Here is a 15,334-nt window from a genome sequence, read left to right on the forward strand (position 1 = left end):
AGCCAGGCCCGCCGACAGAGGGTGATTACAGTCGTTCGAAAATAGCGGCAATCCCCTGCCCGCCCCCGATGCACATGGTAACCAGGGCATGGCGACCCTGAATGCGCTCAAGCTCGTGCAGCGCCTTGACGGTAATCAGGGCGCCGGTCGCGCCAATGGGATGGCCCAAGCTGATCCCGCTGCCATTGGGATTGACCTTGGCGGGATCGAAACCTAGCTCGCGCGAGACGGCGCAGGCCTGGGCCGCAAAGGCCTCGTTGGCCTCGATGACGTCCATCTGATCCAGGCTAAGGCCGGCTTTTTTCAGGGCGCTCTGGGTGGCGGGAACCGGGCCGATGCCCATGTATTGGGGATCAACCCCGGCATGGCCATAAGAAACCAGACGCGCCATGGGCTTGAGACCGCGCGCCTGGGCAGCTGCCGCAGTCATCAGCAAAACGGCGGCCGCACCATCATTCAGGCCGGATGCGTTGCCTGCCGTGACCGTGCCGTCTTCCTTGGCGAACACAGGGCGCAGCTTGCTGAAGCTTTCCAGCGTGGCATCAAAACGCACATGTTCGTCTTGATCGAACACGACATCACCCTTGCGGGTTTTTTGCACGACCGGCACGATCTGGGATTTGAAATAACCTTGCTGGATGGCGTGTGCCGCCCGGCTGTGCGATTCCAGCGCCAACGCATCCTGATCGGCGCGGCTGATGCCGTATTTTTTAGCCACGTTTTCAGCCGTCACACCCATGTGATATTTCTCGAATGGGCAGGACAAGGCCCCCGTCATCATGTCGATCAGGCGAGAATCCCCCATGCGTGAGCCCCAGCGCTGGCCAAACGCCAGATAAGGCGCCCGGCTCATGCTCTCGGCCCCCGCGCCAATTGCAATGTCCGCATCGCCCAGCATCAACGCCTGGGCAGCCGATACGATGGCCTGCAGACCGGAACCGCATAGGCGATTGACGTTGAAGGCGGGGGTTGCCTGTGCAAGACCGGCGTTGATCGTGGCCACCCGCGACAGATACATATCGCGAGGCTCGGTATTGATCACATGACCAAATACCACATGCTCTACATCAGTTGGGGCCACACCGGCACGATCCAGGACCTCGCGCACCACCAGCGTGCCCAACTCGCAAGGAGCGACATCTTTAAGCCCCCCACCAAAATCCCCAACCGCAGTGCGGCAGGCTTGTACGACCACGACGTCTTGCATGATGATGCCTCCATAAATGGGTGCTGCGTTGCAGCATATATGCCTAATCCCATAGTAGCGTATTCCGCCCGTCCTAAACAAAACAAAGCGAATGCCGTCAATGGTTTATTAATGGCTATGCCGGGGACACTCTCATGAAAATCGACAGCTACACCGTGGGGCTCAGCAGCCAGCACACGGCATCGTATAGCAAGACCACCCAGGAAACCCTGCGCATGTGGAAAGGCGACCAGCGCCCCGACTTCGAGGGCCGATCCAACCTGGCGCCCACCCCGTCCGCCAATAGCGTAGCCATCTCCGAGGCCGGTCGCGCCGCTGCCGCCCAGATCGTCACGACGCCCCCCCCCGGAGACGTCAAGCACCAAGACCAGCCAGGAGACCAACGGCATCCAGGCGGCTAGCGAACAGGCTCTCCAAGACCCAAAAATGCGCCTGTTGATCACCATGGTCGAAGCCCTGACCGGCAAGAAAATCCAGTTACTGGATGCAAGCGACCTGAAGCAGACGCCGCCCGCCGACATGCCCCAGGCTAACGACTCGGGCTCCGCGCCACGTGCGGGCTGGGGCATGGAATACGATTACCACGAAGTCGTGCAGGAGTCTGAAAAGACCAGCTTCAGTGCCCAAGGCACCATACAGACGGCGGATGGCAAGACCCTGCAATTCGAGATGTCACTGCAGATGCAGCGTGAATACCGCCACGAAGTATCGGTTTCGATTCGCGCCGGCGATGGGGTGCGCAAGGACCCCTTGGTCATCAATTTCAACGGCACGGCCGCCGAACTTAGCGGCAAAAAATTCGACTTCGACATTGATGCTGATGGCACCGCCGACAGGATTTCCTTTGTCGGTTCGGCCAGCGGGTTCCTGGCCCTGGATCGCAACGGCAACGGCACCATCGACGACGGTTCGGAACTATTCGGCACGCGCAGCGGCAATGGCTTTGCCGACCTGGCCGCCTATGACGATGACAACAACGGCTGGATTGATGAAAACGACGTGATTTTTGCCCAGTTGCGCATCTGGACCAAAGACGCCAGCGGCCAGGATCACCTGAGCACCCTGGCCGATCGCGGCGTGGGCGCCCTGTACCTAGGCAGCGCCAGCACACCATTCGACCTGAAGGACGGTCAGAACGTGCAGCATGGCCAGATCCTGAGCACCGGGGTATACCTGAAGGAAGACGGTGGCACCGGCACCCTGCAGCAAATCGACCTGATTGTCTGACATCAACATCAAGCCAACACTAGGGGGGCTCTCGCCAGAGAGCCCCCCTAGTGTTGTGTGTCTTATTGAGCCCGACTGCCCAGCACCCGGCGCAAGGTGGTCGAGAGTTCCTCGGCAGAGAATTTAGCCACGTAACCATCGGCACCGACACTGCGCACGTGGTCTTCGTTGGCCGAACCCGACAGAGACGAATGGATGACTACCGGCAAAGCGCGCATGCGGACGTCTTGTTTGATGTTGCGCGTCAGGGTGAAGCCGTCCATTTCGGGCATTTCCAGATCGGTCAGCATCAGGCTGACCTTATCCAGGATGGTCTGGCCCTCGGCCTCGGCAGCGGCCTTCAGGGCGTTTAGCCTGTCCCAGGCCTCGCGCCCGGATTTCACCATCTCGTAGGGTACTTTCATGGCCTTCAGGGCCTGTTCCAGCAGAGCCCGCGCCACAAAAGAATCGTCTGCCACCAAGATAACCGAACCAGGCTTGAGCGTGATCTTGTCGCCGACGTCCTTGGGGTCCACTTGTGGGCGCTGCTTTTCGGGGGTGACCAGCCGCAAGATGGCTTCGACATCCAGCACCTGAGCCAAACGAGCGCTATCGGTGCCCTCGTCCAGGCGAGCCATGCTGGTGACCAGGCTATGCGACGTGCCACTGGATTCAGACGAAATCACCTGATTCCAGTCCAGACGCACGATATCGTCTACGGACTCCACGGTAAATGCCTGCGTAGTACGGCCAAATTCCGTCACCAACATCAGAGAGGGCTCGCCGGGGAGCTTGCAGCCCACGATGCCGGGCAGATCAAAGACGGGAATGATCTGATCGCGCAGCTGTACCACCCCCAGAGAGAATTTCGGGGCGCCAGCCACAGCGGTGACCGTGGGCATGGTGACGATCTCGCGGACCTTCAGGACATTGATGCCAAAGAGTTCATTCTGGGCGGAATGATTGTCAGCCCCCAAGCGAAACAAGAGGAGCTCGAACCGGTTAGTGCCGGTGAGGGAAGCGCTTTCATCGACGACGTTATGCGAGGGGCTCATGGAGAACCTATAGATTTAGACCCTAAAGAGGGCAGTGTAATAGAAGCAGGCCCAAAAAGACCTGTGTATTTACACGATAGAATGCCAGCAATTCAGAACTGTTGCCAGCAGGCTATGCGTCCAGCAGCGCTTGGTAGTGCTTGCGCGCCTGCAGGTAAAGATCCAGAGGGAAGCGGACGGGGACATCTTCGAGGGCGGCAGCCAGCATGTCCAGATGGCCCTCGAAGCCTGCGCAGGCCTTGGCGGCGTCCTCGTCAGCGGGCACGCGGACGATCAGAGACAGGCGGGTCCCGCCTGTCTCTGGGGCGAGTTCCCAGCGCAAGGGCCGGTCCGGCTGCTGGTCGCTGCTCCAGGAATATTCCAGCACGCGCTGGGGGGCCAGATCGGTCACTGTGCTGTCGATAACAACCCCGCTGTCGGCAAAATCAATACGCACCGCCCCACCCCGGCGCAGCTCGATCGTGCCGGGCGCCAGCCATTTGGCCATCTGGGCGGGTTCGGTCAGCATGGACCAGACCGCTTCTGGGGCATGGGCGTAATGGCGCTGCAGCTGCCCCTGAAAGCCTTGAGGGATGCGTTGAAGAATACCTGGTTGAAATTCGATATCGCTCATGTGTGGAACCTCTGGAAAATAACAAGATCGCTGTCGCAAACCAGCGCGCCAAGCACCGTCAAGTTTAACCAGTCTGTTGTGTTTTCAACTCAATGCGGGATGCAGTCGTGCTTTTCTTAAGATAGATCAAGAAAACAAATCAGCATCCTCCACGCCCAATTAGATTTCATTGCTGAATGCGATCATTGCATATATGATCACTAATATCTTCAGATTAGACTACAAGAAACACCAATAAAAACAAAGCATTTGTCTGTTTTTCCTATCCAATTCAGTTTAATTAGTCGCTCGTATTATTCCTTATATGCATAATAGAGCAAAAGGCATTCGGTTTATCTATGCGCAAAAATCATCCCGTCACCCAGAATGAGAACGACTACGCGGACACCGAAATTCTGATGTCCGCCACCGATCTCAAAGGCAAGATCACCTACGTCAATGCCTCATTCGCCCGTGTGTGTAAGTACCTGCCCACCGAAATGGTCGGGCAACCGCACAATATGATCCGCCACCCGGATGTGCCCGAGGCTGCCTACAATGACCTCTGGAAGGAACTCAAGCAAGACCGTTTCTGGACCGGCATGCTGAAAAATCGCTGCAAGGATGGCGACTTCTACTGGGTACGGGCCAATGTCGCGCCGATCTTCCAGGATGGCAAAAAGGTCGGCTATATCTCGGTTCGCACCAAGCCATCTCGTGCCCAGGTCGCTGAAGCCCAAAGCCTCTATGATAGTTATAAGGATGGCCGTCCCAAAGCGCATTTTCGGCGCAGCTACTTGATCCGCACCGGTGTGCGGGGGCTATACGACCGCTTACAGGGCTTGGGACTGCGCTCCAGATTGTGGACCACCACAGCAGCAGCGTGCCTGGGCTGGGGTGCCATGGCTTGGGCGATGGGACTGCAAGATATGCTCTGGGCCAAGGCCGTTCTGCCAGTCTGGCTAGGCGCAATCATCATGAACCTGTACGTAGACAGGCGGTTTGTGCAGCGTAGCCAATCCGTGCTGGCATTGGCCGCCCAGGCAGCCATTGGCCAGAAGCTCTCTACCGATAATCTCTTGGGCGGGGCAGATGAGTTCACGCGTATCCAGCAGGCACTGATACAGGCTAATTTCAATGCGCGATCGTTTGTCGACGATGCCAGCCATCTGATCACCCAACTGGGTTATGCCGTGAACGAAATCACGGGTGGCAGTCAGGCCCTGAGCGATCACTCGGTTACCGCCGCCCAGCGCCTGGAAGAAATCTACCAGTTGATCAATGAGAACACCGAAGTCATCACCAAAAATGGCGACAGCCTGAATCAGGTCACCCTGTTGGCAAAACAGGCGGATGCCTCTGCGGCAAACCTGGGCGAACTGGCTCAGAATACCGCCCAACAAATTCAACAAATGGACGAGGCGGGCCAGCGCATCGGCGGCATCGTCAGTATCATTGACTCCATCGCATTCCAAACCAATATTCTGGCACTGAATGCCGCCGTGGAAGCCGCCCGCGCCGGAGAGTCCGGTCGGGGTTTCGCCGTCGTCGCAGCCGAGGTACGGGCACTGGCCCAGCGCAGCGCCGCATCAGCCAAGGAAATCTCTGCCATCATCAAGGAAATCATTGATTTGGCAGGCGCCAGCACCATCCAGGCCAATCGCACCGTCGAAGCCTCGGCGGAAATGCGTACGCAAAACACCCAGATTGAAAACCTGCTGGCCAAAATATCCGAAGCCGAGGCCCAACAGATCCACGAGACCAACAGCATCCTGAAGTCTCTGGAAGACCTGAATCAGGTCACCACATCGAACGCCAGCATGTCCGAGGAATTCGCCACCACAGTGCAAAGTGTGGATGATCAGATTCAGGTGCTCAATCAAGCCACCCAGATCCGCACAAAATCACTGGAAACGCGCCAGATCGGACGTCCTGGCCTTGAGCCAAGAAGCACCCGGTTGCTGGCTTGACAAAAGCGATAGGATCGTACTCAGGCCCCTGACATCCGGTATTGATCCAGATCCTCGAACTTCCAGTGCTGCAAAGCTGGCAGCCTGGCAGATTTGTCGAGCCTGCTGGATTTCAGCCAGTAAAGATACTGCGGCCGGCACAGACCTCGGCTGCGCTGCATCAGGGGCCGGGGGCTGATCCTGAACTGGGCTTTCGTCCCGAAACCAAGCGGATGCAACGCGATCCGAACCCTCGTTTGAAATAATGCTTTTAGAGAAATCCATCCAAATTTCCTGGATTTGACTAGCCAGGATTCATCGCTCTGCCTAGTAGAGAACATGTATTTTGGATTTCATTTGGCTTAAACCGAGTTAACGGCAGGGCTAATCTATAAATCATAGTGTTTTTATTTATTTCATTTTATATGAAGACTCAAATATTTCCCGCTCCTCATCCCGCCATTGACTATACAATGCATGTCCCTTCTTTCTCGGAAGGCGTGCGAGTATCCTCACCACCCCCGACTCACTGAATCCCCAACAAGGAAATCCCTGCGCTGTGCCTGAAGCACCATCAACTCGGCCCCAGAACCCTGTCATTGGCATCGCATTCATCCTCACTGGAGTACTGGCACTGACGCTGAGTGACGCCTTTGCCAAATGGCTGACTGCAGCCTATCCCCCCATACAAATCCTGTTTCTCCGGGCCCTGATTGCCCTGCCGATTATCATGGGCGTAGTCACCGCCTTGGCGGGCCAGCAGGCGCTGCGCAGCCGTTATCTGCCAATACATCTGCTGCGGGGCGCCATCAACATCGCTGCGGCGGCCTGTTTTTACACCGGGCTGATGTACCTGCCACTGGCGGAAAATACCGCCGTAGCATTTGCGGCCCCTTTATTTGTCACGGTACTGTCGGTTTTCATTCTGAAGGAAACGGTCGACAGGCACCGCTGGGTGGCCGTATTGATCGGGTTTTTAGGAGTTTTGCTGATCGTGCGTCCAGGCGCAGACAGCTTCCAGCCCGCAGCGCTGTTTCCCTTGATGACAGCGCTGCTATATGGGGCCATGATGATGACTGCACGCGCCATCGGCCCCGCCGAAGGGATGTTGACCACCACGCTGTATATCGTCGTTGGTCAACTGGTATTTAGCGTATTGCTGATTCCATGGTTCTGGGAACCCATCCAATGGGCTCATCTGCCGTTTTTTCTGGCGATCGCCCTATGCAGCACCTTGGGGCTGGGCTTGATCACCCAGGCTTTCCGGGTGGCGCCTGCATCGGTGGTCGCCCCATTTGACTACAGCGGCCTGCTTTGGGCCGCTGTACTGGGTTGGCTTTTCTGGGATGAAATACCCGATTTGCTGGCGTATCTGGGGGTCTTGCTGATTGCCGGCAGCGGTGTCTATATTGCCCTGCGGGAAGCACGTGCCTCCCGCCGTCGGCGCGCCAAGCCCTAGGGTCCCTAGTAACCCGCCCCGGTGGCCTGATTCGCACCCTCGTGAAAGGCCTTGACCAAACCCACAGCGGATTGGCGCAACAATAAGGTGTCGGTGCCCACCGCGATAAAACGGGCACCGGCCTGGGCAAAGACCTGGGCAGTATCGAGCTTGGTGGCAAACACGCCAGCGGCCTTGCCGCTACGGGACACTCGCCCAATGGCGTCCAGCACAGCCGCGCGAACCTCAGGATGGTCAGGCTGGCCGATATGCCCCATGGACGCCGCCAGATCCGATGGCCCGATGAACACCGCATCGACGCCGTCCACCGTCAGGATTTCGTCCAGCGACGCCAGGGCGGCATGTGACTCGGCCTGGACGATCAGACAGATTTCATCATTCGCCTGTTGTAAGTAACCCGGAATGCCATTCCAGTGCGCCGCACGCGCCAGGGCCGAACCCACCCCCCGGATACCGTGAGGCGGGTAGCGGGTGGCCTGCACAATGGCCCGCGCCTGATCGGCCGTATCCACCATGGGCACCAGCAGCGTCTGGGCACCGATATCCAGCATTTGCTTGATCAGGGCCGGATCATGATTGACGATACGGGTCACTGCATCCGTGGGATAGCCGTGCAAGGCCTGCAACTGCCCCAGTACGGTACGGATATCGTTGGGGCCGTGTTCGGCATCAATCAGCAGCCAGTCAAAGCCCGTGCCCGCCAGCAGTTCAGCGCAATAAGGATCACCCAGACCCATGAACAGGCCGATACGGGGGGCGCCTGCTTGTGTCAGAGCAGCCTTGAAGCGATTGTGAATAGCGGACATGCGGGTTCCTCAGGATTAGATATAGCGGTTTGAAATACTGCCCAGAGGGCCGTAGTCAACATGGAAAGTATCGCCCGGGCGGATGGCGACAGGCCGGGTGAACGAACCTGCCAGAATCAGCTGGCCGGCCTTGAGGCCCGCTCCATGGGGAGCGAGCTTGCGGGCCAGCCAGACAATACCGTTGGCCGGGTGATTCAGCACCCCGGCGGCCACCCCGGTTTCCTCGATCACGCCATTACGCGACATCAGGGCCGATGCCCAGCGCAAATCGATATCCATGGGCCGAATGGGACGACCGCCCAGCACAATGCCCGCATCGGCCGCATTATCGGAAATCGTGTCCATCACCAGGCGTGGGCGGCCGGAGTCAGGGTCGACACGATGGCAGCGGGCATCGATGATTTCGACAGCTGGCATGATGTAATCGGTGGCATCCAACACATCAAACAAAGTGACGTCCGCCCCTGCCAGATCGCTGGTCAAGTGAAAAACGAGTTCGACTTCCAGCATGGGCTGGATAAAACGATCGAATGGAATATCCTGGCCGTTTTCATAGACCATGTCATCCAGCAAAATGCCATAGTCGGGCTCGTCGATCTGTGAAGATCGCTGCATGGCGCGCGATGTCAAGCCGATCTTGCGACCCACGATGGTGCGGCCTTCAGCCAGTTTCAAGCGTATGCCTTCGCTTTGGATGGCATAGGCATCGTCGATGGTGATGCCTGGATGGGTCAGCGACGGCGCGCGCACCTGTTGACGGGCGCGTTCAGCGGCGTGCAGGGCTGCAGCCTGCTGCTCGATCGCGGCCTGTGACAGGCTACGGCCCGCATCTCGTTTGATGTCTCCTGCGGCAGATTCATTTTTTTGCATAGCGTTTATGGATATTGTTGTGCTTGAGGGTTCCCGCCTCGGGGAATTCGGATAGTTCGAGCGATAGCGCCAGGTAGCGCTGATCGAACTGAACGGCAAAGTGCTGCTTCATCATGTCGAACAATGCATTGGCCGTGTCTTTGACGGCCTGCGGACTGCGCCCGGCACCGATCTTGACCGTGGCATGCACAAAAGCATCGTCATGATCGCCATCGGCCACACAGTACTCATCCAGACGCAGGGCGCGAGAACGGATGCCTCCAACAGGAAACAGACCGCTGTCGATAAGAACATGATTGGCCTTACGCAACAGGCCGGGAATATCGCCATCGGCAGCAAGATTCGCCGAATATTCAAAGATCAGATGTGCCATGGTTAACTACCAGAATCAGGTGGACGGGCACTGCCCTTGCGGGCAGCGCTTTAAGCTTAATATAATAAGCTGGCAAGTATTACAGGTCAGATCACGTCAGACGGGCAGAACGACGTTGATCTGGCCTGTTCCCGAACTCCCAAAATACGGGGTGACAATTTCAGCCTTACCCTGGTACTTGTCCCAGCCCAAGGCCCCCAGCAACATGGCCGTATCATGCATATTGCCTTCGCCATGGCATTTATCGGCGTATTCGGGCAGCATTTCGCAGAACTTCGCCCATTCGCCGTTTTTCCACATCTCGATGACTGCCTGATCCATGGTTTCCAGGAACGGGCTCCAGAGCTTGAACAGATAGTCTTCGGCCACGCCATTCTGGGCAAAACGATGCGATAGCGATCCGCTGGCAAAAAACGCCACGGTGCCATCGTATTGTTCTTCGACGGCGCGACGCATCGCGGCACCGAGCTTGGCCGAATCATTCAGATCGTGCACTGCGCACATCGCCGATACCGAGACGACTTTGAAGTGCTTGTCCTCGTTCATGTAGCGCATGGGCACCAGGGTGCCATACTCGATTTCGAGGGTGGTGCTGTCATGCGCCCGGGTGCGTACGCCCGCAGCCGTACCGGCGTCGGCCAGTAGTTTGCCCAAAGCCGGATTGCCGTTGTAGTCGTACGGCATATTGGCAATGAAATGCGGCAGTTCATTACTGGTATACACGCCCTTGAAGTTCGGGGCGCTATTGATGTGATAGCCGGAATTGACCAGCCAGTGAGTATCGAACACCACAATGGTGTCCACACCCAGTTCGCGGCAGCGGCGTCCGATTTCCTTGTGACCATCGATCGCGGCTTGGCGGCAACCCTTATGCGGGCCGTCCAGCTCGGAAATATACATGGACGGCACATGAGTGATTTTTGCGGCGAGAGCAAGTTTACCCATTTGTTCCTCCGTAGGTAGGATGATGAGGCATGATTAGCCGGGGACTACACGCCCCAGCGAGGGATCGGATGATCCCCATACGAGATACAGATGTTCTTAGCCTCGCAGAACACTTCGTAACTGTAATGACCACCTTCACGCCCAGTCCCCGAGGCCTTGACGCCTCCGAAGGGCTGACGCAGGTCGCGCACGTTCTGGCTGTTGACAAATACCATGCCGGCTTCCAGGTCGCGCGATACCCGCAGCGCACGGCCCGTGCTTTCTGTCCACAGATAGGAAGACAAGCCGTAGGGCGTGTCATTGGCAATCCGCAGCGCATGCGCTTCGTCATCGAAGGGAATCAGGCACGCCACCGGACCGAAGATCTCGTCCTGGGCGATGCTCATTTTGTTGTCCACATCGGCAAAGACGGTGGGCTGGACCCAATTGCCGCCCTGGAAGGCTGCCCCGACATTTGGCGTGCCGCCGCCGCACAGCAGGCGGGCGCCTTCGCGTTGACCTGCCTGGATATAACCGGTGACTTTGCGCAAATGATCGGGGGAGATCATGGGGCCGATAATGGTCTTGGGGTCGAGTGGATCGCCCACCTGCAGACGTTGGGCGCGGGCCGCGAAATCCGCCTGGAACCGGTCATAGATGCCGCGCTGGATCAGGATGCGGCTGCCCGCCGTGCAGCGTTCGCCGTTATTTGAAAAGATCATGAAAATGGCGGCGTCCAGGGCCCGATCATAGTCGGCATCATCAAAAATGATGAAGGGCGACTTGCCGCCGAGCTCCATGGAGAATTTCTTCAGGCCGGCGGATTTCACGATGCGCGTGCCTGTTACGGTAGAACCGGTGAACGACACCGCCCGCACATCGGGATGCGACACCAGCGGCTCGCCGGTTTCGGCGCCATAGCCATGCACAATATTGAACACGCCCGGGGGCACGCCGGCCTCCAGGGCCAACTGACCCAGGCGATCCACGGTCAGCGGCGAGAGCTCGCTCATTTTCATGACGGCGGTATTGCCGAAGGCCAGGCACGGAGCCAGCTTCCAGGTAGCCGTCATGAAGGGGACGTTCCACGGGGAAATCAGGGCACACACCCCGACCGGCTGCCACATGGTGACGTTCAGGTGGCCGGTATCGGAGGGGTAGCTGTCGCCGTCCAGTCGCTTGATCTGCTCGGCAAAGAAATGGAAGTTATTCGCGGAACGCGGCACCAGGGCCTTGCCGGTCTGGCCGATGACCTGGCCGGTGTCCTGGGTTTCCAGGTGGGCCAGTTCGGGCACATCCCGGGTGATGAGTTCGCCCAGGCGGTGCAAAATAGCTGCTCGATCACCCGTAGAGCGTGCCGCCCAGGCCGGAAAAGCGTCTTTGGCGGCCTGAACGGCTGCCTCGACCTCGGCGGCCCCACCGCGAGCGACTTCGGCCAACACCTCGCCCGTGGCGGGGTTGACAGTTTCAAATACCTGGGCGCTTTCGACTTCGCGCCCGTTAATCAGATGCTTGATCATGGCTGACGACTCCAAAAAATGCGTTATTCAGAAAAATATCCGGCATCGCCGACGATGGTGTTGACCAGGCAGCCCACCGAATCGATTTCGGTTTCGACCACATCGCCCGGCATGGTCTCGGCCAGACCCTCGGGGGTGCCGGTCAGGATCACGTCACCTGGCGACAAAGTCATGAATTCGGATAGATATTCAATCAAAAACGGGATATCGAAAATCATGTCGGCCGTGGTGCCCTGCTGCACGGTCTTGCCGTTGATGCGCGTGCGCAAACCCAATGCCATGGGGTCGGGCACATCGTCGCGATCAATCATCCAAGGACCAATGGGTGTACAGTTATCGCGGTTCTTGACGCGCAGATTAGGCCGGTACCAGTTTTCGAGATAATCCCGGATCGCGTAGTCATTGGCGACTGCATAGCCTGCAATATGATCATAGGCGTCTTCACGGCGGATATGCTTGCCGCCACGGCCGATAATGACCGCGAGTTCGCATTCATAATGCATGCTGGCCACACCTTCGGGGCGCCGCGTGACCGCGCGATGGCCCACAAAAGTATTGGGCCCCTTCAAAAACACCAAGGGAATCTCGGGTGCTTTAAAGGACAGTTCAGCGGCATGATCCGCATAGTTCAGACCCAGCGCAAAGGCCGTGCCGATCTCGACTGGCGGCAGCCAGACGACCTCGGATTCGGGCGCCACGCGGCCATCGGCCAGGCGCAAAGTCTGGTCATCCTGAACAATGACACGATGGATGGCACCTTGCCAGGCGATACGTGCGTGTTTCATGCGCGGGCCTCTTGGGTAATGGTGAATTCCAGGGTGGCCAGGCCATCGGCCTGGATTTGCACTGACGAGCCGAGGGCTGCCAGCGGCGACTGATAAACCACCCCCAACAGCAGCACATCGCCCTGACGCAGAGTCATGAACTCAGTGACATCGGCCAGCAACTGGGCGGGCGAACGCAGCAGCCCAGCCAAGGCGCGCGACACCTGCGGCTGGCCATCGATGCAGGTATTCAGCACCAGGGAATCCAGCTGTGACAGGGCCTGTGCAGGCAATAGCGTCATGGGCAAGGACAGGTCGAAGCTTTTCTGACGGATGGCCGGACGATAGTAACTATCATGCGGCAAGCTGAGATCCGCCGCCAGAATGCAGGCGTCCACCGCGTCCAGTGCCGATTGTGCCGATAGGCGTGCGGCATCGCGCCCCATCCGCAGACCCAGCACGGCGCCGACCTCGACCTGCGTTTCACCGGCAGGCAAACCAACAGCAACCCCCTGCCCCGCCCAGGTATTGCGCGGCTTAACATACAGGACAGGTGCGGCGGGCAGGCCTTTGTAAGGAGGCTGGCCGGCGGCATCGCCCAGGCGCACAAGGCTCTCCTGGTCGTTCATGATGGTGCCGTAAACAGCGGCACCCGGAGCAAGTATCAATTGTGTAGTCATCACATAGGCAGGTTAGTGTGCGGGATCAGGCAAGCGCCTAGCCCAGCACGTGGATCAGCCACAGCGAGATGCTGGGGAACAGGGCCAGCACAATAATGCGCAGAAAATCGGATGCCAGGAAAGGCATGACGCCCAGCGCCGTTTCCTTCATGGAGACATCCTTGGCCAATTTATTGATGATGTACAGGTTCATGCCGACAGGCGGCGTCACCAGACCGATTTCGACCACCATCAAGGTCATGATCCCGAACCAGACAGATTTATCAGCGGCCGACAGGCCGAAGAAATCCAGGCCCATGATCATGGGATAGAAGATAGGGATGGTCAGCAGAATCATGGCCAAAGAATCCATGACGCAGCCCAGCAGAATATAAATGAACAGAATGACAAACAGCACCACCATGGGCGACATGCCGCTGCCGACGACCCAATCGGCGAGTTCGGTGGGCATTTGCGACAGGGCCAAGGACGAATTCAGCAGATCGGCACCAATCAGCACCATAAAGATCATGCCGGTGACCCGGGCCGTACCCAGCAGGCTGGCGCGAGTGCCGGTCCAGCCCATTCCGCCGAACAAGGCAATCAGGCCGCAGGCGCCCGCCCCGATAGAGGCTGCTTCGGTGGGATTGGCCCAACCGCCGTAAATACCGACCACAACCACCAAAAAGACCAGCAGAATCGGAATCACACGAACCAGGGCCTTCAGGGCCTCACCCACCGGTGCCTTGTCCCCAACGGGACCGGATTCCGGGTTGCGGCTGACCAGAATGCGGATGACGATCAGATACCCCAGGGCCGCCAGAATGCCTGGAATGACGGCAGCCATGAACAGGCGGCCAATGGAATCCTGGGTCAGCACCGCATAGATGATCAGCGGCACGGATGGCGGAATCATGATACCCAGCGTCCCGCTGGCTGCCAGCGTGCCGGTAGCCAGACGCCCAGAGTACCCGCGAGAGCGCAGTTCCGGCAGGGCCACCTGACCCATGGTAGCCGCAGTCGCCAAAGACGACCCGCAGATAGCGCCGAAGGACGCGCACGCGGCCACCGAGGCCATGGCCATGCCGCCGCGCCAATGTCCGATCATCTTGCCAGCCGCGTCGAACAGTGCCTTGGACAGGCCACCATGCGTGGCGAATTGCCCCATCAAGATAAACAGCGGCACCACCGCCAGATCGTAGTTGGACAAACGGGCATAGACCAGGTCATTCAGGGTGAACATCAAGCCAGCGAGCATGCCCCCGCTGGCGACGATATAAATACCGGCACCTGCCAGCAGCATCGCGACCGCAATCTGCACCCGCAATACCAGCAATACCAGCAGGCCACCAAAGCCGACGAGCCCAATTAATGTACCGCTCATTTGCTCACCCCGTGATCAACAGCCATTTGTTCTTTGCGGCCCAGATAGCGCGACCAACCCAATGCAGCCCGCACCCGCCAGGCGCAACAAGCCACCGTCAGCAGCAAGCTGGGCACCAGCAGGGCCACTGGAATCCAGAGCGGCACGGCCAACAAGGTGGTGTAGTCACCTGTTTCTTTCAGGTGAATCGCCGACAAGGTCGTGCGCCAGGCCAACAGCAGCACGACCGCCCCCAACAGACCCTCGCAGAAGGCATCCATCACCCCCTTGGTGGCGGATGAAAGCTTCTCGGTAAAAATATCAACCCGTAAATGGTCACCAACCAAGGTGCAATAAGGGAAGAAGGCAGCGGCAGCGACGGCGGTACCCACTTGCATGAGTTCGACGTCACCCATGATGGAGCCAAAGCCCAGCTTGCGACCAATAATGGACACAAGCGACATAATGACCAGCAGGATAAATAAGATCCCGCCGACCAGGGCCAGAGCCGTGGCCGTACGGCTTAGCACCGCCCATCCTCTGCTGCTCCGGGCTAATTCCGTTCCGGTGTAATCCATGGCTCAGGC

At 58.4% G+C, this 15,334-nt stretch carries 16 protein-coding genes; 4 read left to right on the plus strand and 12 right to left on the minus strand.

From position 1 onward, the window contains the following. Positions 1 to 25: 25 nt before the first annotated feature. Positions 26 to 1,207, minus strand: coding sequence for a beta-ketothiolase BktB (gene bktB, locus VDP81_RS01165; RefSeq protein WP_322994816.1), 1,182 nt, complete (start codon positions 1,205 to 1,207; stop codon positions 26 to 28). A gap of 134 nt (positions 1,208 to 1,341) precedes the next feature. Between bktB and VDP81_RS01170 the strand changes: the two genes are divergently transcribed. Further along, a complete protein-coding gene (locus tag VDP81_RS01170) occupies positions 1,342 to 1,608 on the plus strand; it encodes a hypothetical protein (protein ID WP_323011307.1) in 267 nt (88 codons plus the stop codon). A 25-nt stretch (positions 1,609 to 1,633) separates the two neighbouring features. Further along, entirely contained in the window at positions 1,634 to 2,434 is an 801-nt protein-coding gene (locus tag VDP81_RS01175) for a hypothetical protein (RefSeq protein WP_323011308.1), read from the plus strand. Between the two features lie 62 nt (positions 2,435 to 2,496). On the opposite strand, the gene VDP81_RS01180 is transcribed toward VDP81_RS01175, so the two are convergent. Both VDP81_RS01180 and VDP81_RS01185 read right to left on the minus strand, forming a co-directional pair. Further along, complete coding sequence (locus tag VDP81_RS01180; protein ID WP_322994814.1) at positions 2,497 to 3,468, minus strand: chemotaxis protein; 972 nt, start codon at positions 3,466 to 3,468, stop codon at positions 2,497 to 2,499. A gap of 112 nt (positions 3,469 to 3,580) precedes the next feature. Next, on the minus strand, positions 3,581 to 4,081 hold the full coding sequence (locus VDP81_RS01185) for an SRPBCC family protein (RefSeq protein ID WP_322994813.1): 501 nt from the start codon (positions 4,079 to 4,081) through the stop codon (positions 3,581 to 3,583). A gap of 338 nt (positions 4,082 to 4,419) precedes the next feature. On the opposite strand from VDP81_RS01185, the gene VDP81_RS01190 reads away from it, so the two are divergent. Next, positions 4,420 to 6,030, plus strand: a complete 1,611-nt coding sequence (locus VDP81_RS01190) for a methyl-accepting chemotaxis protein (RefSeq protein ID WP_323011309.1) — start codon at positions 4,420 to 4,422, stop codon at positions 6,028 to 6,030. Positions 6,031 to 6,568: 538 nt separating this feature from the next. Further along, positions 6,569 to 7,468 carry a DMT family transporter gene (locus VDP81_RS01195; RefSeq protein WP_323011310.1) on the plus strand — a complete coding sequence of 300 codons (900 nt, stop codon included), beginning with the start codon at positions 6,569 to 6,571 and terminating at the stop codon, positions 7,466 to 7,468. 5 nt (positions 7,469 to 7,473) lie between these two features. Here VDP81_RS01195 and VDP81_RS01200 read toward each other — a convergent pair whose 3' ends face one another. The 9 genes from VDP81_RS01200 to VDP81_RS01240 form a co-directional block, all read right to left on the minus strand. Beyond that, a complete protein-coding gene (locus VDP81_RS01200; protein ID WP_322994810.1) occupies positions 7,474 to 8,274 on the minus strand; it encodes an aldolase/citrate lyase family protein in 801 nt (266 codons plus the stop codon). Between the two features lie 15 nt (positions 8,275 to 8,289). Continuing rightward, positions 8,290 to 9,144 (minus strand): 2-oxo-hept-4-ene-1,7-dioate hydratase, encoded by an 855-nt coding sequence (gene hpaH / locus VDP81_RS01205; protein ID WP_322994809.1) that lies wholly within the window; start codon positions 9,142 to 9,144, stop codon positions 8,290 to 8,292. Then, on the minus strand, positions 9,131 to 9,517 hold the full coding sequence (locus tag VDP81_RS01210; RefSeq protein WP_322994808.1) for a 5-carboxymethyl-2-hydroxymuconate Delta-isomerase: 387 nt from the start codon (positions 9,515 to 9,517) through the stop codon (positions 9,131 to 9,133). The genes hpaH and VDP81_RS01210 overlap by 14 nt, the downstream gene beginning before the upstream one ends. 96 nt (positions 9,518 to 9,613) lie before the next feature. Then, positions 9,614 to 10,462, minus strand: a complete 849-nt coding sequence (gene hpaD / locus VDP81_RS01215) for a 3,4-dihydroxyphenylacetate 2,3-dioxygenase (protein WP_322994807.1) — start codon at positions 10,460 to 10,462, stop codon at positions 9,614 to 9,616. Positions 10,463 to 10,506: 44 nt separating this feature from the next. After that, a complete protein-coding gene (gene hpaE / locus VDP81_RS01220; protein ID WP_322994806.1) occupies positions 10,507 to 11,961 on the minus strand; it encodes a 5-carboxymethyl-2-hydroxymuconate semialdehyde dehydrogenase in 1,455 nt (484 codons plus the stop codon). A 23-nt stretch (positions 11,962 to 11,984) separates the two neighbouring features. Further along, the gene (locus VDP81_RS01225) at positions 11,985 to 12,746 is read right to left on the minus strand and encodes a fumarylacetoacetate hydrolase family protein (RefSeq protein ID WP_322994805.1); all 762 of its coding nucleotides are present in this window, start codon (positions 12,744 to 12,746) and stop codon (positions 11,985 to 11,987) included. Next, positions 12,743 to 13,405, minus strand: a complete 663-nt coding sequence (locus VDP81_RS01230; protein ID WP_322994804.1) for a fumarylacetoacetate hydrolase family protein — start codon at positions 13,403 to 13,405, stop codon at positions 12,743 to 12,745. The genes VDP81_RS01225 and VDP81_RS01230 overlap by 4 nt, the downstream gene beginning before the upstream one ends. Before the next feature lie 37 nt (positions 13,406 to 13,442). Continuing rightward, on the minus strand, positions 13,443 to 14,768 hold the full coding sequence (locus tag VDP81_RS01235) for a TRAP transporter large permease (RefSeq protein WP_322994803.1): 1,326 nt from the start codon (positions 14,766 to 14,768) through the stop codon (positions 13,443 to 13,445). Continuing rightward, positions 14,765 to 15,277, minus strand: coding sequence for a TRAP transporter small permease (locus VDP81_RS01240; RefSeq protein WP_322994802.1), 513 nt, complete (start codon positions 15,275 to 15,277; stop codon positions 14,765 to 14,767). The genes VDP81_RS01235 and VDP81_RS01240 overlap by 4 nt, the downstream gene beginning before the upstream one ends. Positions 15,278 to 15,334 lie beyond the last annotated feature (57 nt).

Origin of the sequence: Castellaniella sp., assembly GCF_034675845.1 — a bacterium.
GTDB lineage: Bacteria > Pseudomonadota > Gammaproteobacteria > Burkholderiales > Burkholderiaceae_B > Castellaniella.